The organism is Sagittula sp., from assembly GCF_052825245.1.
The window spans coordinates 1-24,657 of the sequence record NZ_JBRBWD010000050.1; the positions used below are offsets into that span (position 1 = coordinate 1).

The window sequence follows — 24,657 nt, forward strand, 5'->3', positions numbered from 1 at the left end:
ACCAGTACGCGCCCGAAGACCTCGAGGCGCAGATGGCGGTGAAGGACGTCTTCGACCCGAAGTGGCTGCTGAACCCGGCGAAGGTGTTCCCGCTGGCGTCCTCCGAGGGGCGGCGCGTGGTGGCCCTGGCGGCGGAGTAGCCGGGGTTCCACCCCGGACCCCGGAGTATTTGGAAAGCAAAGAAGCACGAAGGGCAGGCGAGATGAGACCAGGGAGCGAGGCGGAACTGGCCGAGGCGGTGCGCGGGGCGCGGGCGCCCCTGCGGGTGTGCGGCGGCGGCACGCGGGCCATCGGCGGCGGCGGCGCAGCGGCGGTGCTGGAGACCGGCGGCGTCACGGGCGTGTCGCTCTATGAGCCGGGCGCCTTGACGCTGGTGGCGGCGGCGGGCACGCCTTTGTCGGAGATCGAGGCGGTGCTGGATGCGGAGGGCCAGCGTCTGGCGTTCGAGCCGATGGACCATCGCGGGCTGCTGGGCACCGAGGGGGTCTCGACCATCGGTGGGGTGGTGGCGGCGAATGTGTCGGGCCCGCGACGTGTGCAGGCCGGGGCCTGCCGGGATTTCCTGCTGGGCGTGCGTTTCGTCGACGGCACCGGGACGGTGGTGAAGAACGGCGGGCGGGTGATGAAGAACGTCACGGGCTACGACCTCGTGAAGCTGATGGCGGGGTCGCGCGGCACGCTGGGGGTGTTGACTGAGGTCAGCCTGAAGGTGCTGCCGAAGCCCGAGGCCGCGGCCTCGGTCCTGATCGACGGGCTGGGCGACGCGGCGGCGGTCGCGGCGATGGCCCGCGCGCTGGGGTCGCCCTACGACCTGACCGGGGCGGCGCATCTGCCGGTGGGGCCGGACGGCGATCCGCTGACCCTGCTGCGGATCGAAGGCTTTGCCGGGTCGGTCGCGTATCGCGCGGGCCAGCTGGCGGCGCTGTTCGGCGGACAGGCGGTGCGGGTCGAGAGCGATCCGGAGGTGGTGGCGGAGGCCTGGGCCGACGTGCGCGACGTGGCGCCTATGCACGGCCGGGAGGGCGACGTCTGGCGCATCCACTGCAAGCCCTCGGACGCGCCGGGACTGGTCGCCCGGCTGGAGCCGCGCGCGGTGCTGTATGACTGGGGCGGCGGCCTGATCTGGGCGCTGACGCCCAGCGGCACGGATGCGCGGGCCAGGCTCGGGGCCTTCGATGGCCATGCGACGCGTGTGCGGGGCCGCGGCACAACGCCGGTCTTCCCGCCTGAGCCGGCGCCCGTGGCGGCCCTGTCGCGGGCGATCCGGGCGCGGTTCGATCCGCGCGGCATCTTCGACCCCGGCACGTTGCATTGATGACCTGGCCGGTCGTCGGAGCCTTCCTCGTGACCTTCGTGGCCGGCCCGCTGCTGTGCGCCGGGTTGCTGCGCCTGCCCTCCACCCTGCGCGTTCTGGCCGGGCTGGCCATGGCGGTGGTGGCGGGCATGGGTGCCGCGCTCTGGCTTGAGCCGCGCGCGCCGCTGCCGTCGCTTCTGCTGCTGTGGGCCGGGTGGGTCACGGCTGTGGCGATGGTGGGCCACGCGCTTTACCGCCGGCTGGAGGGCCGCCGCGCCCGCCGCTGGATCACCGTAATTGCCATACTGGCCACAACCCTGCCGTGGTTCGGACTGGCCACCGCCCGGCTGATGGCCTGAAGACCCAGAGAGACACATGCAGACCAATTTCACCAAAGAGCAGCTTGCCGACGCGGGCACCGCGCGCGCCAACGAAATCCTGCGGGCCTGCGTGCATTGCGGGTTCTGCACCGCCACCTGCCCCACCTACCAGGTGCTGGGCGACGAGCTGGACAGCCCGCGGGGCCGCATCTACCTGATCAAGGACATGCTGGAGAACGAGCGGGTGCCGGACGCGGACACGGTCAAACACATCGACCGCTGCCTGTCCTGCCTCGCCTGCATGACCACCTGCCCCTCCGGCGTGCACTACATGCATCTCGTCGACCATGCCCGCGCCTATATCGAGGAGCGCTACGAACGCCCCCGGTCCGAGCGTGCGCTGCGCTGGCTGCTTGCGCGCATCCTGCCCTACCCGGGCCGGTTCCGGCTGGCGCTGCTGGGGGCGAAGATCGGGCGTCCCTTCGCCCGGCTGATCCCCGATGCGCGGCTGCGCGCCATGCTGGAGATGGCGCCGAAGCAGGTGCCGCCGGTGTCGCGCAACGACGATCCGCAGAGCTTTGCGCCGGACGCTCCGAAGCGGATGCGGGTGGCGCTGATGACCGGCTGCGCGCAGCGGGCGCTGAACACCGACATCAACGACGCGACGATCCGGCTTCTGACGCGGCTCGGGTGCGAGGTCGTGGTGGCCGAGGGCGCGGGCTGCTGCGGGTCGCTGACGCACCACATGGGCAAGTCCGAAGAGGCGCATGGCACCGCGGGCAAGAACATCCGGGCCTGGGCGCGCGAGATGGACGGCGCGGGGCTGGATGCGGTGGTGATCAACACCTCGGGCTGCGGCACGACGGTGAAAGACTATGGCCACATGTTCCGCGAGACGCCGCTCGCCGCGGACGCCGCGCGGGTGGCGGCCATCGCGCGGGACGTGACGGAGGTGCTGGCCGAGCTGATGCCGGAGACGGCAGAGGCCGACCTCGGCCCGGCGCGCATGGGGATTGCCGGGATCGACCGGCCGGACACCGCGGACGCGCCCGGCGGGACGGGGCCGTTGCGGGTTGCCTATCACGCGGCCTGTTCGCTCCAGCACGGGCAGAAGATCAAGGGCACGCCCAAGGCGCTGCTGAAACGCGCGGGCTTCGAGGTGGTGGAACCCGCCGACAGCCACCTGTGCTGTGGCTCGGCAGGGACCTACAACCTGATGCAGCCGGAGATCTCGAAGCAGCTCAAGGCGCGGAAGGTCCAGACGCTGGAGGCGAAGGCGCCGGATGTGATCGCGGCGGGCAACATCGGCTGCATGATGCAGATCGGCTCGGGGACGGGGGTGCCGGTGGTGCACACCGTCGAACTGCTGGACTGGGCGACCGGCGGACCGAAGCCCCCGGCGCTGCAGGTTTGATCTTGTTGACCGTTCGTCAGTCGTGCGATCTAGCTTTGATGCGCCGCATTTTCGCCCTGAAAAACGGGTAAACCGCGCGCAAAGAGGAAAGACCACGTGCGCGCGATTTTCGCCATCTGCCTGATCCTGCTGTCGACCAATGCCTCTGCACAGGGGCTTTTCTCGATGGAGAGCACGGAGGGCGCGCGGCGGTGGGAAGCGGTCGGGCGGCTGGAGATCGCCGGAGAGGCCTTCTGCACCGGCGCGCTCATTTCGCCGAGCCTTGTGCTGACGGCGGCGCATTGCCTGTTCGATCCGGCCACCGGGGCGCGGGTGCCGATCGACGACATCCAGTTCCTTGCCGGATGGCGCAACGGGCGGGCGGCGGCCTACCGGCGCACCCGCAAGGCGATGCCGCATCCGGAATACGACTTCACCTCGTCCGACAGCGTGGCGCGGGTGGGGCACGACATCGCCCTGATCGAGCTGCAGCATCCGATCCGCAACACGACCGTCCTGCCCTTCGGCACCAGTGACCTGCCCGGTCCCGGCGCGGAGGTGGGCGTCGTCTCCTACGCGCACAACAGGTCGGAGGCGCCCTCGATGCAGGATCTCTGCACGGTGATCGCGCATCAGTTCGACATGCTGGTCCTGTCCTGCAGCGTCGATTTCGGCGCCTCCGGGTCGCCGGTCTTTGCCTTCGACACGAATGGCGAGGCGCGGATCGTGTCGGTCATCTCGGCCAAGGCCGAGGCGGACGGGAAGGCGGTGTCGCTGGCCGTCGACCTGCTGAAGCCGCTGAAGGAGCTGCGCGCGGCGCTGGCGGTGGCGCAGGACCCCGGCAACGGTCTGGAACCGATGGCCGCGGGCGCCCGGCGCGAGACAGGTGCGAAATTCGTGAAGCCCTGAGATACGCCGCGCTCGGCCTCCTGGGCGGGCTGGGGCTTGCCACCGGCGCGGCTGCATTGACGGGATGGGAGGCGGTGGGCCGGCTGCGCAGCGGCGAGGGGTATTGCACCGGTACGCTGATCGAGGCCGACATCGTCCTGACCGCCGCCCATTGCCTGCATGACGACGATGGGCAGCCGGTTGTGCCGCAAGGGGTGTGGTTCGAGGTCGGCTTCGGCTCCGGCGCGCCTGCCGTGCGCCGCGGCGTGGCCGACTGGGTGGTGTCGCCCGGGTACAGCGACATCGGCGGGATCGAGCTGGACGAGGCGATGATCGCCAACGACGTCGCGCTGCTGCGTTTGTCCGAAGCCATCCCGCCCGAGGACGCCCGCCCCATCGCGCTGCACCCGGCACAGGCACCGGGAAAGACCGTCTACCTCGCGCCCTACGGCGACGCGCTGCACCGTGGCGCGTCGGTGCCGCGGTCCTGCGGGCTGCTGGCGCGCTACGCGGGCGGCATCCTCCTGTTCGACTGCAAGGCGGGCTACGGCGCTTCGGGCGCGCCGATCCTGGCGGAACAGGGCGGCGGGCTGCGCATCCTGTCGCTGGTCTCCGCCACCGGCACCGACGAGGAGGGCGCGGCGCGTGTCTTCGGGATGGAGCTGACGTCCCATGTGGTCATCCTGAAGGACCGGCTGACACGCCACGCGGCCCCGCCTGCCCGGACGGGGACAAGTGTCCTGTCAGGTGGCGCCAAGGGGGCCGGAGGCGCCCGTTTCGTGCGCGTACCGGGTAAGGCTGCACCAAAAGATTGAGCATTCCGAGCCGCTTGGGGACACCTGTTTCCGCCGTGCAACAAGGTTAACGCATCGTAAATTTGCCCCCTATGCGGACGGGTAGGGTTTTGGCAACTTGGCCGCAGCAGACACCAGCTTTTTTTTCGGTGAGGGGACATAATGTTCAAGACTTTTCTCGCAGCCTCCACGGCGATGACGCTCGCCCTGGCCGGGCCCGCGCACGCGCAAAGCGCAACCTCCAACATCATCTTCATGATGGATGAGTCGGGCTCCATGTCCGGCGAGCAGGACTTCCTGACTCAGTTCGTGCTCGACCTCGACGCCGCGCTGGCTGTCGGTGGCTTCGGCAGCCGCAACTACGGCCTGATGGGCTTTGCCGCGGGTTCCACCAATCCGGGCCTGATCCGCGAGTTCAGCATCGGCGGCAGCCAGCTTGGCAACGCCACGGACCTGTCGGCGGCGACGACCAACCTGACCACGCCGGGCGGCACCGAAGACGGCTATGCCGCCATCGACTACGTGCTCAAGAACTACACGATCCCCGCCGGCAACACGACGCTGGTGCTTATCACCGACGAAGACCGTGACGACACCACCAGCGGCAGCCTCCTGTTCGCCGACGTGCTGAACGCGATCCAGACCGCCGGTGCGAACCTCGTCGCGATGGTCGACATCGGTATCCTCGACGCCAACAACGACACCGCGATCTCCACCGACGGCACCACCACGCTGGTGCAGACCGGCACCACCTTTACCTCGACCGCACACGGCAGCTTCACCGGCGGCTTCGGCACGACCGAAGCGGACTACGCCGACCTCGCGCTGGCCACCAACGGCGGCTGTGTCGCCGACCTCAACCAGCTGCGGCTTGGCGGCGACGCCGCCGCGGCCTTCGCGCTGGCCTTCCAGACCTGCGTCATCAACGCGGCCACAGATGGCGGGATCAAGTTCATCCTGACCACCGACATCTTCCGCAACTCCTCGATGACCGTCGCGCAGAACATCCGCGCGCAGATCCGCATCCTGGCGCTGGTGAAAAGCTACATCGGCACCGGCGGCTTCTACTCGACCCAGGGCAATGCGATCGTGAACGACATGCTGGGGATCGAAGGCCTGCGCGGCTACGCGTTTGCCACAGCGTCCTCCGGCTCCGCCTCCGGCGGCACCGACCTCAGCGGCAAGGGCCTGACCATCGGCGCCGACTACACCTTCCAGACCCAGCAGTACCTGTTCCGCACGGGTATCGCGTTCAGCGGCCTGAACTCGTCCAGCGACGCCAGCGGCTTCGACTCCGACAGCGACACCAAGACGGCGAACATCTACGGCCTGTACCAGGCTGCGAGCGGCATGCAGCTGTACGGTGACATCACCGCCGGCCGCACCGACCACGATTACACCATGCTGTTCCCGACAGGCACCGCGTCCGGCTCCACCGAGAGCGACTACCGCGCCGCCTCTCTGGAACTGGGTCAGCGCTTTGCCCTCGGCGGCAACGCCGCGAACATCCTGATGCCCTATGTCGGCGTGTCGCGCGAAATGCTGGAAGTCGACAGCTTCACCGCAAGCAACGGCGCCATCGTCCCGGGGTACGACCAGACCACGACCTTCGGCAAGCTGGGCGTGCGCTGGGAAAAGACGACGCCGGTCAGCTTCGGCGCCCTGCACACCGACGTCGACTTCTCGTGGAACCGCGTGATGAACGAGGACATCGACGTCAACAGCGGCGGCACCGTCACGGCGACGCCGGGCAGCACCGACGACGACCGCTTCGACCTCGCCCTGAACTTCGGTATCGACACCAAGGCGGGCGGCCGCGTCATCATGACCCTCGCCGGCTCCAAGAGCGAGAACGTCCGCATGGGCACCGTCGGCCTCGGCTACGAAATGAAGTTCTGATCCAACGATCACAACCTCGCGAGAGCGCCCCGGAGAACCGTCTTCGGGGCGCTTTTTCGTGTGCGGACGGCTCTTGAAACGCGCGCGCGGCATTCCCAATTTTCCTGTACCGGAACGCCTCTGACAGGGTTCCGGGAACTGGAAATACGGCCTGTCCCCGATGGGAAGGCCGGACACAGGTATCGCTCAACTGGAGGATTCCATGCGACATTTCGATTTTGCTCCGCTCTACCGTGCATCCGTCGGCTTTGACCAGCTGGCCGAGATGATGGACCGCGTCCTGTCCAACGACGCGCCGCAGCCGGGCTATCCCCCGTACAACATCGAGAAGACCGCCGACGACGCCTACCGCATCTCCATCGCGGTGGCCGGCTTTGCCGACAGCGACCTCGGCGTCGAGGTGAAGGAAAACGCGCTGGTCGTCTCGGCCCGCAAGGCGGACGAGGACGAGGGCCGCACCTACCTGCACCGCGGCATCGCCACCCGCGCCTTCGAGCGCCGTTTCCACCTTGCCGATCATGTCCGCGTCACCGGCGCGACCCATGAGAACGGCATGCTGCACATCGACCTGAAGCGCGAAATCCCGGAGGCGCTGAAGCCGCGCCGGATCGAGATCGCGAAGCCGGAGGTCAAGGCGGTCGAGAAGGATGTCGTGGACGCCGAAACCGTCAACTGACATCTGACCGACACGACGAACGGGAGGGGGCCTTGTGCCCCCTCTTTTGCTTTTGACGGCCCTGGGGGTGTCATCCATACAGGATTGCATGGACTGGCGCTCTGTCACTTTCGACTGGAACCGCGCGCGGGCGTTCCTCGTCACCGCCGAGGAAGGATCGCTTTCGGCGGCGGCGCGGGCATTGGGCATGACACAGCCGACGCTGGGACGGCAGGTCACGGCGCTGGAGGAAGAGCTGGGCGTCGTGCTTTTCGAACGGGTCGGCCGCGGTCTGGTGCTGACGGACTCGGGCACGCGGCTGGTCGAACACGTACGCGCCATGGGCGAGGCGGCGGTGGCCGTGTCGCTGGCCGCCACCGGGCAGGCGACGGACGTGTCCGGCCCGGTCGCCATCGCCGCGCCGGAACTCTACTCCATCTGGCTGCTGCCGCCGGTCCTGAGGCGGCTGGCAGAGATCGCCCCGGGCATCCGGGTGGAGGTCGTGTCCTCCAACCGCATGAGCGACCTGAAGCGGCGCGAGGCGGACATCGCCGTCCGCAACGCCGCCCCGGACCAGCCCGACCTGATCGGCAAGCGCCTGACGGACGACACCGCCGGGTTCTTCGCCAGCGCGGATTACGCCGCAAGCCTTGGCCCGGTGCGCGGACCGGAGGACCTGGGTTCGGCGCGGTTCATCGGTTTCGAGGAAAACGCCCCGTTCATCGCGGCGCTGACGCAGCGCGGGGTGACCGTGACGGAGACGAGCTTTGGCCTGCGCACCACCTCTCACGCGGTGCATTGGGAATCCGCGCGGCAGGGGCTGGGGATCGGCGTCGGGCCGGTCACGCTGGGCAGCGGCGACCCGTTGCTGGTGCGGGTCCTGCCGGAGATCGCCTTCGACTACCCCGTGTGGCTGGTGGCGCACCGGGAGCTCAAGACAAGCCCGCGGGTGCGCATTGTCTGGGACCTGCTGGCAGAGATGCTGCCGCGCCTGATGAAGGGCTAGCGGTCGCGGTCGTTCCGGCCGGAGTAGGCCCAGCTGACGCGGCGCAGCAGGTCCTCCCTCGGCAGCACGCGCCCGGTTTCCACCAGCCACAGCGTCGCCGACAGCCGGTCGGCAAAGCGGAAGGCCCAGAGGAACGCCCAGAGCGCCAGCCCGAAGGACACCAGCATCCCGAAGGGCGTGGTCCGCGCCAGCATCGCCGCCACGCCCGCGACGACGATGGCGGACCAGACCTGCACCTCTGCCCGCATCCGGGTGGCGACCTGCGCGGGGGTCGGCGTTTCCTCTGTTTTGGAGCGGCCAAGCAAAAGCGACTCCAGCCACCGCTGGCGGCGTTGCGCGTTGATGTAGCTGGGGGGAAGCTGATCCCGGTCGAGCAGGTCGTTGGCGATGTTGTCGTCCAGCCAGCAGATCCGCAGCGTGGCGAACACCGCCAGCAGCGCGCTTGCCGACGGAGCGAGGCTGAGGGCACCGAACGCCCCTGCCGCCACGGCCAGCGCGCCCGCCACAATGCACAGAACGAAAGACAATTCAGGATCCTCCGGCATCGAACCCTCCCCGTGGATGCTGCCGAAGTCTGGCACACAAGGTTTAAGGCCCGGTTGTCTTCAGACGGCGCGAAAAAACGCACCTGTGAAAGACGTAGGTCAACCATGACGAGAGACCAGAGGAGATCGCGATGGCCATGTCAACCTGTTGCTGGCCGTAAGCCAATCGCACCGGGCGCGGGGCCTTCGAAGGCACTTGCTCGCTCCCATAAACCGGCCACTTGCATGACGATGGGAGGCGCACCGTTGATCACCCGCCTGAGCCCACGCCCGGAACGGACGCGCAAACGGAAAGCGCCCCGCAGGGATCTGCGGGGCGCCTTGGGTTTGTCGGAATATGCGGCTCAGTTGGCGGCGGTGTTGGCCGTGCCCGCCTTCCAGAAGAACGTCTCGCCCGAGCTGTCGTCCACGCCGTCGTTGTCGGTGGAAGCCCAGATCGTGCCGTCGGCGGTGATCGCAAGGCCCTCGATCTTGTCGACCACGTAGCCGCCCTGCGCCTGCAGCATCGGGATCAGGTCGACGACCTCTTCCTTCGAGACGACCGGCAGATCGTCGCCCAGCGGCGCTGCGACCATCTCGGCAGCGGGGATGCGGTAGATCTTCTTGGTCACCGCCTCCGCGCCGATCTGGTTGTCACGCTCGATGACATAGACCCAGTCGCCATGGGCCACGATCTCGGACAGGCCGACCCAGCCTTTTTCCGGCGCGGCCTTCTCGTAACGCACGGCGCCCCATTCCTCGGTCTCGAGATTGTAGGCCACCAGCTTCACGGTGTTCTCCGGATCGTCCTTCCACTCCCGCTGGACAGCCATCCAGAGGGTGTCGCCGATCTTCGTGATCCCTTCGAAGCCGAAGCGGACCTCGTTGTTCAGCAGCTCCGCGGGCAGGCCGATCTCGTCCTCGATCTCGCCCTCGGCGTTCACGTGGTAGATCGCGTGCGGGATGACGCGGTCCGTGCGGCCCTCGGAAGCCACCCAGAAGCCGCCCTCGCCGTCCAGCGTGATGCCTTCCATGTCGAGCTTCTGCGCCGGCATGCCGTTGCGGGTGACCGGCAGGGCACGGGTGATGCGTGCCGGGGTCTGCGACGGGTCGATGGTGAAGATCGTCGGCTGGTAGCCGTAGAAGCTGTCGTTGACGGCGTAGATCATGCCGTCCTCGCCCGCCACCATGCCGGAGTTCGCCCCCCAGCCGATCAGCTCGTCGGCACCTTCGGAGGTGATCTGCGGGTAGGCTGCCGGAGCGTCCTGGTATTCGTAGATCATCACGTGCGCCCGCACGCCGCCGTCCTCGATCAGGTCCGCCTCGTTGGCGGTGACGAAGAGGTTGCGCTCCGGGATGGCGATGGCGCCTTCGGGCGCGATGCCGGAGGGCAGGAGCTGCCTGAACACCGGGTTCGCCGGGTCGGTGGTGTCGTAGACGGAGACGGTGGAGGACCGCTCGCCCAGCACGAAGGCGTAGGGCGTACCGCCGAAGGTGGCGAATTCCATGCCTTCCGGCTCCACGCCCTTCGCGTCGGACCGCTTGTCGGGGTAGTGGCCGGCCTGGATGATCGGCGTCTCGAAGTCGGAGCCGCTCTCGAAGACCTCTGTGCCGTCCTTGGCGAAGACGGTAATGGAGCGGGAGCCGCCGTCCATGTCACCCTCGTTCGCCAGCATGAAGTGAGTGTCGTCCAGCCACTGCACGCCGTCGGGCTCGCGCAGGCGGCCCGGCTGTTCGCCGTCGAACACCAGCGAGGCGCGGTCGTCCTCCGTGTCGATGCGGGTCAGGTCCACGGCACCGGCGGGGAAGTGCGCCATCACCGCGTTGTCCGCGCCGATCACCACGATGTGGTTGTTTTCCTGCAGGGTGACGACGATCTCGCCCAGCCCGTTCACGTCGACGAATTCCGGCTCCGGGTCCTCGCCCGCGATCCCGGCCAGGCCGGTCACGTCGATCCTGACCACGTCGCAGTTCATCGCTCCGCCCTCGATCATCACCTTCGAGACCCAGCCCGCCGGCATCTGCGGCACGCGGCCGTCGCCTGCATCCTCGTCGCGCTCGTTCTCGATCGCGGCGACGACGAAGGTGCCCGCCTCGTCATGCGCGGTGGAATCGGGCTGGCCGCCCAGGTCGCATTCGCCGGTCAGCTCGCCGGAGGCAAGGTCCATCGACACCAGCTTGCCGCCCGGCTGCGTGTAGGATTCGGAGGTGTTCACGCCGATGTAGGCGGTGTTGCCGATCACCGTGACGGAGGTCGGTTCGCCGCCCACATCGGTGTTGCCCATGGGCTTCGGCGCCCTGGGATCGGTGATGTCGATGCGGCCCACCACGCCCAGCGGGCTGTCGGTGTAGACCAGCGTCATGCCGTCGTCGGAGGCGGCGATGATCTCGGCGGAGGTCTCGCGTTGCGTGTCCTCGCCCTCGGCCATGTTCAGCGGGGTGGCAAAGGCGGCAATGCGGTTGAAATTCATCTGGCCGTGGCTGTCGGCAAAGGCCGCGCCGGCCGTCAGCGCCAGTGCGCTGGTCAGGCAGATCGAACGGATGGTCATGTGATGGCTCCTGTCAGAATGACGTAGGTGCCGCATTGGTCCCGGGACGTAACAGCGCCGTGACGGTTTTGTTAAGGCGCGGTGAAACCCTGCCTCCGGGGGTGTCCGGGGGCAGGGTTCTTGCGGGACGGCGGGCGGGGCGATGCGCTATGCGCGAGCGTCCGTCCCGGCGTCCACGTCAGACGTGTGCGCGGGTCAGCGCTGCAGGCTTTCGGCCAGGCGCATCAGGTTGATCGCCTCCTGCCGGTAGCCGAAAGGGTCCGCGCCCCGCGCGCCGGTGGCCAGCGCGATGGCGTCGCCCATGGACCAGTCGCCGATCAGGTCGGAGCCTTTCAGGATCTGGCCGAAGCCCGCGATGGCGGCGGCCCAGTCGGCCTGCGGCAGCGCCCCGGCGTCCAACCGCACCGGCGTCTCGATCAGCCGGCTCTCGCTTTCGCCCGGCGCCTTGTAGCGCAGGCGGAGGAAGCCCAGCTCGGCGCTTTCCGTGTCCGCCTGATCCGACGCCACCTGCTCCGGCGCATAGCGCAGCGGGTCGGTCATCCGCGCGCCCGAGCCCACCGGCGTGATCTCGTACAGCGCGGTGACCTGATGCCCGGCGCCGATCTCGCCTGCGTCGACCTTGTCGTTGTTGAAGTCCTGGCGGCGCAGGGCGCGGGTCTCGTAGCCGATCAGGCGGTACTCCGCGACCTGCGCGGGGTTCCATTCGACCTGGATCTTCACGTCGTCGGCGATGGGCACCAGTGCGCCGGTCAGCTGGTCCACCAGCACCTTCTGCGCCTCCGACAGCGTGTCGATGTAGGCGGCCATGCCGTTGCCGTGCTGTGCCAGCGCCTGCATCGTCGCGTCGTCGAGGTTGCCGCGCCCGAAGCCCAGAACCGACAGGTAGGTGCCCGTCCCGCGCTGCGTCTCGATGTAGTCCTTCAGCGCGTCGGGATCGCTGATGCCGACGTTGAAGTCACCGTCCGTGGCAAGGATCACCCGGCTGACCGCGCCCTCGCGGGCCATCCCGGTGGCGGTGGCATAGGCCTGTTGCAGTCCCGCCTGCCCCGCCGTGCTGCCCCCGGCCTCCAGCCGGTCCAGCGCGTCGAGGATGGTCTGGCGTTCGCTCGCCTTCGTGGGGTCGAGCACCCGGCCCGCGGACCCGGCGTAGGTCACGATGGAGACCATGTCGTCCTCGCCCAGCTGGCCCAGCATCAGGCGGAAGCTCTGTTTCAGGAGCGGCAGCTTGTTGGCGTCCTGCATCGACCCGGAGGTGTCGATCAGGAACACGAGGTTCATCGGCGGGCGGGCGTCCGGCAGCATCCCCTGCAGACCGATCTGCACAAGCTGCGTGCCCTCGCGCCACGGGCTGTCTGACACGCCGATGTGGGTGGCAAAGGGCGCGTCCCCCTCCGGCGCCGGGTAGTCATAGGAGAAGTAGTTCACCATCTCCTCGATCCGCACCGCGTCCTCCGGCGGCAGCATGCCCCGGGTCAGCGAATTGCGGATGATCGACCACGACGCGGTGTCCACGTCGATGGAGAAGGTCGACACCGGGTCCTCTGCCGTCACCTTGATCGGGTTCTGCTCGGCCTCGGGGAACGCCTCCGTGTCCGGCATCGGGGCCGGGACCGGCTCGAACTGAGGGACGGGCGCGGGGGCGATGCCGCCATTCACCCGGCCCGACACGATATTGCCGAAGGTGCCGCCCGGCTGCGGCGCGGCACCGGCAGGCGCCATCGTCCGGGAGGTCGCGGACTGCCGCGCGGGCGCCCCCTGCGGAACGGCGTCCCCGGCGGGGCGGCCGGATACCCGCGGCATGGGCGCATCGGCGGAGAATTCCTCCAGCGCTTCGGTGACGGCAACCGGCGGCAGGGGCGCTTCTGCCATCTCCTCCTCGGCGGCAATCGAAAGGTCGCCCGCATCCGCCTCGCCCGGGGCCAGCGCCTGAACGTCATCGGCGGAGAAGACCTCCGGCTGCGGCGCGGGGTCGGGCGCGGCCACCTCGGTCCGGCCGCCGGTGCCGCCTCCGGTCAGACGGTCGGGCATCCGGGTGACGACCGGGATGACCGCGACAAGCGCCACGGCGGCGAGCGCGGTCGTGGCCGTCAATACGGCGCGGGTGTTCATCTGAAACAGCATGTGAATGGCTCCTCTGAATATGCCCTTGGGCTGTGATTCAGAGGTCTGACGCGCCGCATCCGCGGTTTCTTGGGTCCGGTCGAAATTTTTCATCGCCAGCGCGATGGCATCGGCCCGGCGCGCCGGGTCGGGCTTCGGCAGCTCGGTGTCGAAGAGATCCTTCAGGTCGTTCAGATCGTCGGCGTCGTCGTTCATTTCGTCACCTCCCGCGCTTCTGCCTCTTTCAAGGCCCGAAGGCGTTTCTTCGCGTCCGAGACGCGCCATGCGACGGTGCCCTCGGGGATGCCGAGGATCTCTGCCGTCTCGGCCTGGCTTATGCCGTCGAGCACCAGCGCCAGCGTCTCGCGCAGGTCGACCGACAGGGCGCCCATCGCCCGTGTCAGCCAGTCGCGCCGCTCCGCCTGTTCGGCGATCTCGGCCTGCCGCGCCTGTTCCCAGTCGCCCCAGCCCTCGGTCGCCTTCATGTAGGTGGCCCGGCGGCGAAAGCGGTCCCGCGCGGCGTTCACGGTGATGCGGTAGAGCCAGGTGGTCAGGGGCGCCTCGCCCCGGAAGGACTGCAGCTTGGCGGGCAGCGCCGCGCAGAGGTCCTGCGCCAGGTCCTCTGCATCCGCCCGATTGCCGGTCAGGCGGATGGCATAGGCGTAGACGCGGTCGTAGACACGGCCGACCAGCAGGGCAAACGCCTCCCGGTCCCCGTCTGCGGCCGCGCGGGCCAAGGCTTCGTCACTGACATCCATGCGCATCTTGTGACCGAGACGCGCGCCGCGCGCCATTCCTTGGCGCAGGTTAGCAGATTTTTCACGCACGCGCGGAAGGCGGCGCAAAGCCCCGCCCTACCTGCCGTCACGCGCGGCCCGGAAGGATCACATCGACAGGAGCCGCTCGGTCAGGGCGCCGGACGGGTCGGCGAGGCTGTCGATCACGTCGAAGTGGTGCTTGCCCTCGTCGACGACGCGGGAACAGCCCCAGGCCTCCTCCAGCCATTCCGCCTGTTCGAGGAAGGCCGGGCGTTCGGCGCCGCCCACCCAGACCGTGACCTTGGCGCGCGGCGCGGAGTGGAAGATCGGGCTTTCGGCCCGCGCCTCTTCCGAATCGAGCTTCAGGTTGGCGTTCATCGCGGTTTCCATCAGCGGGCGCAGGTCGGACAGGGGCGAGATCGGCAGGATCGCCTTCACCCGCGCCGCCACGTCCTCGGGCAGCACGCCCGTCCCCATACGCGCCGCGAGGTGCCCGCCGGCGGAATGGCCGGTCAGACGGATCGGGCCCTGCACCTCTTCGGCGGCGATGGTCACGGCCTGCACCACCTGGGCGGTGATGTCGCGGATGCGCACCGAGGGACACAGGTCGTAGGACGGCATCGCCACCGCCCAGCCCCGCGCCCGCGCGCCTTCGGCGAGGTGCGACCAGTCGGAGCGGTCGAAGCGCTGCCAGTAGCCGCCGTGCACGAAGACGACCAGCCCCTCGGGCGTGCGGTCGGGCAGGAACAGGTCCATCCGGTGACGCGCCCCCTCGCCATAGGGAAGCCCCAGCACCGCCTTCTGTGCCGGGGAAAGACGCTTGCGGTAGGCCTGCGCCTCGGCGGCCCAGCGGGGCGGATAGCTGGCCCCGTCCGGAATGTAGGCGCCGTTCTCGTAAGCGTCGGAGAGGTCTGTTTTCTGATCCATCTTGGTCCTGTGTTCCTGCCGTTCCTTGCCGTGCCATTGCAAATGCCGTTTCAACCCGGCGGGCGAAAGGAGTAGAGAGGGGCCAGCCCTGTCGCGTTCGATGGACCGGCAGCCCGATTACACTTGCGTGCGGCACGCACTAGATGTGGAGCCTAACGCATAAAAGCGGAGAGGAAACCATGCTCGACCAGACGACCGACCTCAAAAACCTGCTGAAGGACCCGACCCTGCTGGAGAGTCGCGCCTACGTCGACGGCGCGTGGATCACCGGCGACAAGACGTTTTCCGTCACCAACCCGGCCCGCGGCGACGTGATCGCCGAGGTCTGCGACCTGAGCCGCGAACAGGTGGCGAAGGCCATCGACGCCGCCTACACCGCGCAGAAGGAATGGGCCACGTGGACCGGCAAGGAACGCGCCGCCGTCCTGCGCAAGTGGTTCGACCTGATGATGGAGAACCAGAACGACCTCGGCATCATCATGACCGCCGAGCAGGGCAAGCCGCTGGCCGAGGCCAAGGGCGAGATCGCCTATGCCGCGGGCTTCATCGAATTCTTCGGCGAAGAGGCCAAGCGCATCTACGGCGAAACCATCCCCGGCCACCAGCGCGACAAGCGCATCATGGTGATGAAACAGCCGATCGGCGTCGCCGCCTCCATCACGCCGTGGAACTTCCCCTCGGCGATGATCACCCGCAAGGCGGGTCCGGCGCTGGCCGCCGGCTGTGCCTTCGTCGCGCGCCCGGCCAAGGAAACCCCGCTGTCGGCCATCGCCCTCGCCGTGCTGGCAGAGCGTGCCGGCGTGCCCGCGGGCGTGTTCAACGTCGTCACCTCCTCGTCCTCCTCGGAGATCGGCAAGGAGTTCTGCGAGAACCCGAAGGTCCGCAAGCTGACCTTCACCGGCTCGACCGAGGTGGGCCGCATCCTGCTGCGGCAGGCCGCCGACCAGGTGATGAAGTGCTCGATGGAGCTGGGCGGCAACGCGCCGTTCATCGTGTTCGACGACGCCGACCTCGACGCGGCCGTGCAGGGCGCGATCATGTGCAAGTTCCGCAACAACGGCCAGACTTGCGTCTGCGCCAACCGGATCTACGTGCAGTCGGGTGTCTATGACGCCTTCGCCGAGAAGCTGAAGGAAGCCACCGCCAAGCTGAAGGTCGGCGACGGGCTCGAGGACGGCACGGACCTTGGCCCGCTGATCAACTCCGACGCCATCGACAAGGTGCAGGAGCACATCAGCGACGCAACCTCCAAGGGCGCGAAGGTGGTCTACGGCGACGGCAAGCCGCTGAGCGGCGAAGGCCACTTCCTGCCGCCGACCATCCTGACCGGCGTCACGCAGGACATGCAGGTCGCCACGGACGAGACCTTCGGCCCGCTGGCGCCGCTGTTCAAGTTCGACGACGTGGACGACGTGATCGAGATGGCGAACGACACCATCTTCGGCCTTGCGTCCTACTTCTACGCCAAGGACCTGAGCCGCGTCTACAAGGTGGCCGAGGCGCTGGAATACGGCATCGTCGGCGTGAACACCGGCATCATCTCGACCGAGGTCGCGCCCTTCGGTGGCGTCAAGCAGTCCGGCCTTGGCCGCGAAGGCTCCCACCACGGGATCGAGGACTACCTGGAGATGAAATACGTTTGCCTCAGCGTATAAGCCCGGAGCGCTTCGACCTGCTGGTCGACGATGACGACCTCGTCGTCGACCTGCCCGCATGGTTCGCCGCCGCCCACACCGGCGACGGCGCGCCATGGCTGCCTGCCGCGCAGGCCGACGAACTGGCCCGCTACGGGCTGAAGCGCGGCGAAGGTGTCGCGCTGATGGAGGCCGCCGCCCGCATGTTCCGAGAACCGCCCAGCGACATCGGCTGGGAGATCCTCGGCAACGACCGCGATGGCTACAACTGGACCGATCACCGCGATCCGAAGCTGGCCTACCGCGTCTTCCTGGCCAAGCTGAAGAAGGCCCGGCTGGACGGTGTCACCCTGCTCTACAAGCTCTGGCTGGAACCGGGCGGTGCCTGAACCGGAACTGGCGCGGTTCTACCTCTACCCGGCCCTGCGCGCGCGACTGCTGGCCGGTCGCCTGCCGTTCCTGTCCACCGTGCGGGACGTCCTTCAGGCCCGCGGGTGGGAGGTGCACCTGCACGACGACAGCCCGGAGGAGCTGGCCGCCGCCCGCGAGCGCCCCGGACACGCGCTGGTGCGGATGATCGAGCCGCCGAACGCGGTCGGCCTGACCTTCCGGCGCACATACTTCGCCCCCTTCTGGCATATCGAACGCAGCGCAGAACGCTGGACCTGGCCGGTGGCTCTGGCAGATTTCGACCCGTCCACGGTGAACCCGCAGAAGGCCGCGCGCTTCCTGTCCAACATGCGCGCCCGGCACTTCGCCGGGGCGCAGGCGACGCGGGAGGGCATGGTGCTGGTGCCGCTGCAGGGCCGCCTGCTGGAACAACGCTCCTTCCAGAGCATGTCGCCGCTGGCCATGCTGGAGGCGGTGCTGGAGCACGACACCACCCGCCGCGTGCACGCCACCCTGCATCCCAAGGAGCACTATGAAGCGGCAGAGACCGATGCGCTGGACGCCTTGCAGCGCCGGTTCCCCCGGCTGACCGTCACCCTGGGCGGCACGGGCGCCATGCTGCCCGCATGCGATTACGTGGCCACACAGAATTCCTCTGTCGCCGTGTCGGGCTATTTCCTCGGGAAGCCCGCCGTGCTGTTCGGCAGGATCGACTTTCACCACATCGCGTCGAAGGTGCATGACCTCGGGCCGGAAGAGGCGATCCGGCAGGCGCCCGGCATGGCGCCGGACTTCGCCGCCTATCTCTGGTGGTTCTTCCGCGACCACGCCATCGACGACAGCCGCCCCGACGCTGAAACGCGCATCCTGCAGGCGCTGAGGTGCGGCGGCTGGCCGGTCGGCGACTAACCCGCAACACGCCTCTTGCCAGACGGTGCCCGGTTGGCGCAGAACATCGTCAGGGGAGGCGATGGCGTCGCCGAACACATCCCCGATTCCGTCCTGTACGCCGGGACCTTCGTTTGCCAGCGCGGCAGGGGAAGGCCCGCCGCGCGACAGGAGACACGGAATGACCACAACGACCCTCGAAAAGCCCGCCCAAAGCCGCCCGCAAAGCTATCGCTTCCACCAGGGCGACCGCATCCTGCCCTTCGCGCCCGCCGAATACGACGCCCGCCTTGCCGGGCTGCGCGCGATCCTGCGGGACGCCGGGCTCGACGCTGCCGTGCTGACCTCGATGCACAACATCGCGTATTACTCGGGCTTTCTCTACTGTTCGTTCGGCCGGCCCTACGGGCTTGTCGTGACCCAGACCGAAAGCGTGACGATCAGCGCGGGCATCGACGCGGGCCAGCCGTGGCGGCGCTGCCATGGCGACAACATCACCTACACGGACTGGGAGCGGAACAACTACTGGCGCGCGATCCTGTCGGTGACTGGCGCGGGCAAGGCCATCGGCTACGAGGCCGACCACATGACGCTGGCCTCCAAGGGGCTGATGGACAGTTTCCTGAAACCCGCCTCCTCCGCCGACATCGCGCCCGCGACCATGCGCCAGCGGATGATGAAGTCCGCCGCCGAGATCGAGCTGATCCGCGCCGGGGCCGCCGTGGCGGATGTGGGCGGCTACGCCATCCACGACGCGATCCGCCCCGGCATCCGCGAGATCGACGTGGCCATGGCGGGCCGCGACGCGATGGAGCTGGAGATCGCCGCCCGCTTCCCTGATGCGGAATACCGCGACACCTGGGTCTGGTTCCAGTCGGGCATCAACACCGACGGCGCGCACAACCCGGTGACGGCGCGCCAGTTGCAGCACGGGGACATCCTGTCGCTCAACTGCTTCCCGATGATTTCGGGTTACTACACCGCGCTGGAACGCACGATGTTCGTGGGCGAGGCCGATCCGGCGTCGCTGAAGATCTGGGAGGCCAACGTCGCCGCACATGAATACGGCATGTCCCTGCTGAAGCCCGGCGCCTCCTGCGCGGAAATCACGCTGAAGATCAACGACTTCTTCGCCGAGCGCGACCTGCTGCAATACCGCACATTCGGCTATGGCCACTCCTTCGGGGTGCTGTCGCACTACTACGGGCGCGAGGCCGGGCTGGAACTGCGCGAGGACATAGACACGGTTCTGGAACCCGGCATGGTGATCTCGATGGAGCCGATGCTGACCATCCCCGAAGGCCAGCCCGGCGCGGGCGGCTACCGCGAGCACGACATCCTCGTCATCACCGGGGACGGCAACGAGAATATCACCGGCTACCCCTACGGCCCCGGCTTCAACGTGGTCGGCTGAGGTCAGAAAGGGTGCAGGATCTGCACCCTACGGTCTGCGCGGCCCGGTGACACCCTGTGACACAAGGGCCGCGCAGCAGGCAGCAAGACGGGCAGCGGCGAAGGCTGCCCGCCCCCGAACCGAAGTATCACTGGCCGAAGACGGCCATGCCCTCGAAATCCATCTTGTCGAGCAACCCGCGCGCGGTCTCCACGTCGCCCTCGGCCTGTACCAGCACGCGGTTGCCGATCAGCGCCATCATCTGCCCGTCCTGCACGGCAAAGCGCTGGCGGCCGATGCGTTCGGTCTTCATCCCCATGGCGCCGGCGTTGTTGATCATCGCCGACATGCTGGCGACCATCGGGTTGTCGGCCATCAGGGTCAGCTTCAGCTCTTCCCCGTCCTGCGACATGTAGCGCGCCTCTGCCCCGACGCCGCCGCCCATCATGGCAAGCCCGGTGTTCATCTCGGTGTTCACTTCGCGCGTCCAGCCGTCGGGCGCGTCGGGCAGGAAGGCGCCGAGCGACGCGGTCTTCATCTCGACCAGCCGCTGCCGGGCCATTTCGAGGTCGTCGAGCGCGAACTGGATATCCCCGGCGTCATAGGCCTCGCGCGCCGAATCGAGAAGGTCGGTGACCTCGTCGGCCTGCGCGGGCAGGGCTGCCAGGGACAGGGCAACAAGGGTGGGGGCAAGCAAGGTGCCTGCGGTCAAACGAAACATGGAAATCTCCTCGGGTGCAAAACAATGCCGCCACTGTGACTCTGCAAAGGCGTTGCCGCAACCCCCGGCCCGTTGCCTTCGGAGTGCGGCGACGCCATCTTCTGTGCCATGATCCTCGGCCTCCTGATCCCCACGGCGATCCTCATCGCCCTCGCCGTCTTCGTCACCCGCGGGGTGGAACGGCTGATGCCGGAGACCATCCCCGGCATCGCCGCCGCGGCGCTGCTGTCGGCGCTGGCGCTGGTCGGGCTGTCCGCCTGCCTCTTCGCCGTGCTCTACCTGCTGGAAACCCCCTCGGCCGCGCGCCTCATCGGCCAGCGCGGCGGCGTTCTGCATTTCCTGCTGCTGGGCGTTCAGGCGGGGCTGGTCTGGGGACCGATCGTGCTCCTTGTGTCGGTCACCGCCCCGCGCCGCTGGCGCACCAACGTCTGGTAGGGCGGGCCACGGCCAGCGGATCCTCAAGCGCCTGGGTTCCCCGGGATCAGGACCGCCGCCGGCACGGCAACCACGAAGGCGGCAAAGCCGGTCAGCTTGACCCGTTCGAAGCGCCCCGGCGCCACGAACATGCAGGTGCGCCGAAACGTCGGAGTCGGCCTCCATGGCGCACGTCCTCCCCATCGAAACCTGCATATGCGCAAGGCGGACGCGCCCGGGCGACCGAGCAGAACCGCTGCCCGCTTCGGACCGGTTCAGGCCGCGGAAAGGACGGGCCAAGGCTGAACCCATTACGTGACACCTGCGCCGGACCTCCCCTGCGACGCGGTTTGTCGTTGATTTTCCACGCGGGCCGTATCAGGTCATGAACAAAGGGAGACTGCGATGCTGGCCTTCGGGCGCTTCTTCATCCTCGCGTTCGTGATCTGCTCGGCCGCCTACGTCGTGCTGTGGCTCAGCCTGCGCGCGCGCCGCCGCCGCATGATCCTCGAGGAATGGAAGGCCAACCCCGAGGAGATGTCCCTTCACGCCTACCTCGACGCCGAGACGTCGCGCTGGGACCGCATCCGCCATCGAACTCTGATCGTTGTGGTCTATATCCTGCCCATGTGCACGGTCACCGCGATCATCTACCGTACGAACTTCCACTGAAAGGTCCGCTCCGCCATGAAATTTGTGAAATGGACGTTCATCGTGCTGTTCTGGCTGCTGGTCGCGGCCTTCCTGCATTACACGCTGCCGCAGCACGACGTGGTGCGGATCACGGACACCTATGAAAAACGCGTCGATCCGGGCGAGAACAGCCTGTTCTGGGCGCAGGCGGACACCGGTACCGACGGCACCCTGCCGAACCGCGACGTGTTCTTCATCCAGACCCGGCGCGACAACGGCGAGATCATCGTCTACCGCAACGAGGACACCGGCTGGGGCTGGCCGCCGTACTTCAAGTTCGACACCTCCAACCTGCAGGCCGAGGCGGCCGACATGAAGTCCACCGCAGACAACCCGCGCTGGGTGGCGGTGCGGCACTACGGCTGGCGGAACGAGTTCCTGACCATCTTCCCGAACGCCGTGGGACTGAAGCAGGTGGCGGGGCCGGACGTCAGGATCATCCCGTGGACCGCCATCGTCATCCTCGTGATCCTGGCAGCGGTCTACTGGGCGATCCGGGTGCGGTGGAAGCGGTTCTGGCGCAGCCGCGTCGATCCGATGCTGGAAGAGGCCGGCGACCGGCTCGACCAGGGCAGCCACCGGATGAAGGGCATGTTCAGCTCGAAATAGGGCGGGCCGTTGCGGGGCGTCCGGGGCGGGCGCCCTGTCCGGACGCTGCGGACGTGGCCGTGGCGGATGTCACAGGCGCCACAGGGCGTAGGGCGGAGATTCTCCGCCTGCCCCCTTAGCCGTCTCCGCGGGCCAGGACGATCTGCATCCAGACCGCCGGCACGTCCACCAGCGTCCATTCGCGGCGCAGGCCGTCCGGCCCGAACTCCGACTGCGTCATCCCCATGACCAGCAGCTCCGCACCGCTCGGCGCACCGAACAGACCCCATCCGTCGTGCCGCCCCGTGAGGGTCCAGCGCAGCGCGGCACGCGGGCTGGCGGGAGCGTCTTCCTCGCCCATGGCGCTCTGCACCGCGAACCGGGCGGAGGGGAGCGAGGCGCGCAGCGCGCCCCAGAACCGTTCCGCCGCCGCCGGGCCGCTGTCGGGCTGACCGCCGGGATAGGTCACCTCCGCCGCCGGGTCGTACTGGCGGGCAAGGACCGCGATCTCGCCCGCCATCGCGCGCGTGACGATGTCCGACAGCGTCTGACCCCAGGGTGAGGTGTTGCCCTTGCCGTCGAACCGCGGCGGCACCTCCGTTTCGGGTGAGAGCGGCGGTGCACAGCGCTCCGGCCCGCCCTGCGCGGCGACGGCCCTGCGCGCCCAGGCGTCCGGCGCCTCGCCCAGCGCGTTCAGGATGGCGAGCGTGTCGGCCACGCGCCATTCCTCGGCGATCTCGTTGCCGCGGCACCAGAGGTCGGTCATCACGCGGTGGCTGATGTCGCGGCCCGTAGGCGCACCGTAAAGGCCCGGCCCGTCATGCGTGGCCCGGCACCAGAGCCGCCGGGCGGCCAGCACCGACTTGTAGCCCGACTGCGCCCATATCGTTTCCTCGGGAAAGAAGGCGATGTCGGGCATGGCGGACAGGCGGGCCTGCGCTTCGGCCCGGATCGCGTCCCGTCCCCGCAAGAGGCCCGGCCCGGCGTGCAGGACCGCGTCCCCGGCGTAGACCTTGGCGATGCGGTCGAGGCGCCGGTCGGTCCAGATCTCGCGCAGGGTACTGTCGATGAAATCCGGCGCGTCGCGCCACCGTTCGTCGAAACCCGGCAGGAATGGCATGGATCGGACGCTCCCGTTCAACCGGACGGCGCGCGTCCGTAATAGAGGCCCACGACGTGTTCGGCTTCGGCAAAGAACAACCAGCGGGCCACCACCACCCCTGCCACATGGGACACCGCTGCAACAAGCGCAAAGAGATGGTGGAACGGCAGGAGCAGAAGCAGGACGGGCAGGACAAAGGCGAGCGCGGCGGCGATCACACGCAGTTTCGCCGCGTGCTTGCGCCCCACGACAAAGACCATCTCGCGCGTCAGGTAATTGGACCCGGTGTGCGGCGGCTCGAAGGCGCGCGGGGTGCCGCCGGTCAGGCCCGTGGCGGTGGCCAGCGTCGTGCCGGAGCGCGCCATGCGCCTGTCGCCGTCCCACCACGCCCAGCCTTGCGCCGCGCCGCAGGCGATCAGCAGGAGGATCGCGGCCACGATCCGCCCCGACAGCAGCGCGCCCCCGGCCAGCGCATAGAGCAGGAAGACCGCGGGCGTCGACGGATCGTGCCAGCGCGGCACGGTCCGGAGCTGGGTGTAGATCATCGCGGTCGAACCCACGGTGACAAGCGCCAGGAGCGCGCCCAGCCATCCCAGCGGCAGGACCGGCGTCGCGAAGAACACCAGCGCGGCCGCGTATAGCCCGCAAAGCGTCAGTGCGGCAGCAGAGGCCCAGGCCTCGCGCGACAGCCAGCTCGACCGCCACTGGGTGAAGGCCTTGAGCGCCCGCTCGGGCCGTCCGAGGTGCTTTGCGCTGGCGCCCAGCCCGCTGAGGGCCAGCACGAAGGCCAGGGCGAAGAAGACGAAGGCCACCCAGCCGGTGGGCGGGGTCGGGTCGATCCCCAGCCAGAACAGCAGGCCGAAGCCCAGGCCGGACAGCGTGGTGAAGGCGATGAGAGACGGGGCCGGATGCATTCTTGTCCTTCGAGGGAGGGCGGCGCGAAGCCCCGCCCTACAGGGTGTTGCGCGGTGCGGTCAGAGCTTGTCGAGGGCCCGGTCGAGCCAGCCGAGGAAGCCGCGCGGCTCCTCCGCCACCGGCGCGAGCCACGGGGCCAGGACATCGGTTTCCGCCTCCCATGTGTCCCGGGGGCGGGGCGGGAGGTACTTGTTCACGGGTTTCGTGCCCTGCTCGGGCATCAGGTCGATCCCGCCGCGCTCGGCCACCAGCAGGCTGACCGGGCTGTCGGGGTCGGAGAGGTCGCCGAAGTGCCGCGCCCCCGCCGGGCAGGTGCGGACGCAGGCGGGCACGCGGTCTTCCTCCGGCAGGTTGTCGTTGTAGATCCGGTCGACGCAGAGGGTGCATTTCTTCATCACACCCTCGGCGGCGTCCAGTTCGCGCGCGCCATAGGGGCAGGCCCAGGCGCAGAGCCCGCAGCCGATGCAGTCGCTTTCGTTCACCAGCACGATGCCGTCCTCGGTCCGCTTGTAGCTGGCGCCGGTGGGGCAGACGGTGACGCAGGGCGCGTCCTCGCAGTGCAGGCAGCTTTTCGGGAAGTGCACCAGCTGGGCGGTGCCCTGCTCCGGCGTGACCTCGTAGCTGTGCACGCGGTTGAGGAAGGTGCCCGAGGGGTCGGCACCGTAGGGATCGCTGTCCGAGAGCGGCGAGGGCTGGCTTTGGGTGTTCCAGCCCTTGCAGGCCACCACGCAGGCGTGACAGCCGACGCAGGTGTCGAGGTCGATGACGAGGCCGAGAGTCCTGTCGGTCTGTCCGGGCAGCTGTGTCATGTG

At 68.5% G+C, this 24,657-nt stretch carries 25 protein-coding genes; 16 read left to right on the forward strand and 9 right to left on the reverse strand.

Translation table 11 applies throughout. The annotated features are described in order from the left end of the window. The 9 genes from ACU0DV_RS20725 to ACU0DV_RS20765 all read left to right on the forward strand — a co-directional run. On the forward strand, nucleotides 1-140 hold a 140-nt coding region (locus ACU0DV_RS20725; RefSeq protein WP_446273577.1), incomplete at its 5' end, for an FAD-linked oxidase C-terminal domain-containing protein. Nucleotides 141-202: 62 nt separating this feature from the next. Next, entirely contained in the window at nucleotides 203-1,315 is a 1,113-nt protein-coding gene (locus ACU0DV_RS20730; RefSeq protein ID WP_446240772.1) for an FAD-binding protein, read from the forward strand. Then, entirely contained in the window at nucleotides 1,315-1,653 is a 339-nt protein-coding gene (locus tag ACU0DV_RS20735; protein WP_100928833.1) for a hypothetical protein, read from the forward strand. Before ACU0DV_RS20730 ends, ACU0DV_RS20735 begins: the two co-directional genes overlap by 1 nt. A gap of 16 nt (nucleotides 1,654-1,669) precedes the next feature. Continuing rightward, nucleotides 1,670-3,028: a glycolate oxidase subunit GlcF gene (glcF, locus tag ACU0DV_RS20740; protein ID WP_446240771.1), complete on the forward strand. Its 1,359-nt coding sequence runs from the start codon at nucleotides 1,670-1,672 to the stop codon at nucleotides 3,026-3,028. A gap of 165 nt (nucleotides 3,029-3,193) precedes the next feature. Next, entirely contained in the window at nucleotides 3,194-3,916 is a 723-nt protein-coding gene (locus tag ACU0DV_RS20745) for a trypsin-like serine peptidase (protein ID WP_100930930.1), read from the forward strand. Between the two features lie 56 nt (nucleotides 3,917-3,972). Then, nucleotides 3,973-4,710, forward strand: a complete 738-nt coding sequence (locus tag ACU0DV_RS20750) for a trypsin-like serine peptidase (protein ID WP_446240770.1) — start codon at nucleotides 3,973-3,975, stop codon at nucleotides 4,708-4,710. Between the two features lie 141 nt (nucleotides 4,711-4,851). Further along, the gene (locus tag ACU0DV_RS20755) at nucleotides 4,852-6,588 is read left to right on the forward strand and encodes an autotransporter domain-containing protein (RefSeq protein ID WP_446240769.1); all 1,737 of its coding nucleotides are present in this window, start codon (nucleotides 4,852-4,854) and stop codon (nucleotides 6,586-6,588) included. Nucleotides 6,589-6,790: 202 nt separating this feature from the next. Next, a complete protein-coding gene (locus ACU0DV_RS20760; protein ID WP_100928830.1) occupies nucleotides 6,791-7,264 on the forward strand; it encodes an Hsp20 family protein in 474 nt (157 codons plus the stop codon). An 88-nt stretch (nucleotides 7,265-7,352) separates the two neighbouring features. Next, a complete protein-coding gene (locus ACU0DV_RS20765; protein ID WP_446240768.1) occupies nucleotides 7,353-8,249 on the forward strand; it encodes a LysR family transcriptional regulator in 897 nt (298 codons plus the stop codon). Here the strand turns inward: ACU0DV_RS20765 and ACU0DV_RS20770 are convergent. From ACU0DV_RS20770 to ACU0DV_RS20790, 5 genes are all read right to left on the reverse strand, one after another. Next, nucleotides 8,246-8,794 carry a hypothetical protein gene (locus ACU0DV_RS20770; RefSeq protein ID WP_446240767.1) on the reverse strand — a complete coding sequence of 183 codons (549 nt, stop codon included), beginning with the start codon at nucleotides 8,792-8,794 and terminating at the stop codon, nucleotides 8,246-8,248. The genes ACU0DV_RS20765 and ACU0DV_RS20770 overlap by 4 nt on opposite strands. Nucleotides 8,795-9,138: 344 nt before the next feature. Continuing rightward, complete coding sequence (locus ACU0DV_RS20775) at nucleotides 9,139-11,322, reverse strand: esterase-like activity of phytase family protein (protein ID WP_446240766.1); 2,184 nt, start codon at nucleotides 11,320-11,322, stop codon at nucleotides 9,139-9,141. A 195-nt stretch (nucleotides 11,323-11,517) separates the two neighbouring features. After that, the gene (locus ACU0DV_RS20780; protein ID WP_446240765.1) at nucleotides 11,518-13,638 is read right to left on the reverse strand and encodes a YfbK domain-containing protein; all 2,121 of its coding nucleotides are present in this window, start codon (nucleotides 13,636-13,638) and stop codon (nucleotides 11,518-11,520) included. Then, entirely contained in the window at nucleotides 13,635-14,180 is a 546-nt protein-coding gene (locus tag ACU0DV_RS20785; protein ID WP_446240764.1) for an RNA polymerase sigma factor, read from the reverse strand. Before ACU0DV_RS20785 ends, ACU0DV_RS20780 begins: the two co-directional genes overlap by 4 nt. Before the next feature lie 126 nt (nucleotides 14,181-14,306). After that, nucleotides 14,307-15,107: an alpha/beta hydrolase gene (locus ACU0DV_RS20790; RefSeq protein WP_446240763.1), complete on the reverse strand. Its 801-nt coding sequence runs from the start codon at nucleotides 15,105-15,107 to the stop codon at nucleotides 14,307-14,309. A 179-nt stretch (nucleotides 15,108-15,286) separates the two neighbouring features. Here ACU0DV_RS20790 and ACU0DV_RS20795 point away from each other — a divergent pair, with 179 nt between their 5' ends. The 4 genes from ACU0DV_RS20795 to ACU0DV_RS20810 all read left to right on the forward strand — a co-directional run bounded on the left by ACU0DV_RS20795 (nucleotide 15,287) and on the right by ACU0DV_RS20810 (nucleotide 19,433). Then, nucleotides 15,287-16,762, forward strand: a complete 1,476-nt coding sequence (locus ACU0DV_RS20795) for an NAD-dependent succinate-semialdehyde dehydrogenase (protein ID WP_100928824.1) — start codon at nucleotides 15,287-15,289, stop codon at nucleotides 16,760-16,762. After that, complete coding sequence (locus ACU0DV_RS20800) at nucleotides 16,747-17,130, forward strand: hypothetical protein (protein ID WP_100928823.1); 384 nt, start codon at nucleotides 16,747-16,749, stop codon at nucleotides 17,128-17,130. The genes ACU0DV_RS20795 and ACU0DV_RS20800 overlap by 16 nt, the downstream gene beginning before the upstream one ends. Then, nucleotides 17,123-18,040 carry a hypothetical protein gene (locus ACU0DV_RS20805; protein ID WP_446240762.1) on the forward strand — a complete coding sequence of 306 codons (918 nt, stop codon included), beginning with the start codon at nucleotides 17,123-17,125 and terminating at the stop codon, nucleotides 18,038-18,040. Before ACU0DV_RS20800 ends, ACU0DV_RS20805 begins: the two co-directional genes overlap by 8 nt. A 160-nt stretch (nucleotides 18,041-18,200) precedes the next feature. Then, on the forward strand, nucleotides 18,201-19,433 hold the full coding sequence (locus tag ACU0DV_RS20810) for an aminopeptidase P family protein (protein WP_446240761.1): 1,233 nt from the start codon (nucleotides 18,201-18,203) through the stop codon (nucleotides 19,431-19,433). Between the two features lie 127 nt (nucleotides 19,434-19,560). On the opposite strand, the gene ACU0DV_RS20815 is transcribed toward ACU0DV_RS20810, so the two are convergent. Beyond that, nucleotides 19,561-20,133, reverse strand: coding sequence for a hypothetical protein (locus ACU0DV_RS20815; RefSeq protein WP_283981804.1), 573 nt, complete (start codon nucleotides 20,131-20,133; stop codon nucleotides 19,561-19,563). 108 nt (nucleotides 20,134-20,241) lie between these two features. Here ACU0DV_RS20815 and ACU0DV_RS20820 point away from each other — a divergent pair, with 108 nt between their 5' ends. From ACU0DV_RS20820 to ACU0DV_RS20830, 3 genes are all read left to right on the forward strand, one after another. Continuing rightward, nucleotides 20,242-20,568, forward strand: a complete 327-nt coding sequence (locus ACU0DV_RS20820) for a hypothetical protein (protein ID WP_157814969.1) — start codon at nucleotides 20,242-20,244, stop codon at nucleotides 20,566-20,568. A 384-nt stretch (nucleotides 20,569-20,952) separates the two neighbouring features. Continuing rightward, a complete protein-coding gene (locus tag ACU0DV_RS20825) occupies nucleotides 20,953-21,219 on the forward strand; it encodes a hypothetical protein (RefSeq protein ID WP_446240760.1) in 267 nt (88 codons plus the stop codon). Between the two features lie 15 nt (nucleotides 21,220-21,234). After that, complete coding sequence (locus ACU0DV_RS20830; RefSeq protein ID WP_100928817.1) at nucleotides 21,235-21,849, forward strand: DUF1523 family protein; 615 nt, start codon at nucleotides 21,235-21,237, stop codon at nucleotides 21,847-21,849. Between the two features lie 115 nt (nucleotides 21,850-21,964). Here ACU0DV_RS20830 and ACU0DV_RS20835 read toward each other — a convergent pair whose 3' ends face one another. Genes ACU0DV_RS20835 through ACU0DV_RS20845 form a run of 3 tightly spaced genes read right to left on the reverse strand, consistent with a single transcriptional unit; the run spans nucleotide 21,965 to nucleotide 24,654 of the window. Then, complete coding sequence (locus ACU0DV_RS20835; RefSeq protein WP_446240759.1) at nucleotides 21,965-22,948, reverse strand: ester cyclase; 984 nt, start codon at nucleotides 22,946-22,948, stop codon at nucleotides 21,965-21,967. Between the two features lie 17 nt (nucleotides 22,949-22,965). Further along, complete coding sequence (locus tag ACU0DV_RS20840) at nucleotides 22,966-23,844, reverse strand: dimethyl sulfoxide reductase anchor subunit family protein (RefSeq protein ID WP_446240758.1); 879 nt, start codon at nucleotides 23,842-23,844, stop codon at nucleotides 22,966-22,968. Nucleotides 23,845-23,904: 60 nt separating this feature from the next. After that, nucleotides 23,905-24,654 carry a 4Fe-4S dicluster domain-containing protein gene (locus ACU0DV_RS20845; protein ID WP_283981800.1) on the reverse strand — a complete coding sequence of 250 codons (750 nt, stop codon included), beginning with the start codon at nucleotides 24,652-24,654 and terminating at the stop codon, nucleotides 23,905-23,907. Nucleotides 24,655-24,657: the final 3 nt, after the last annotated feature.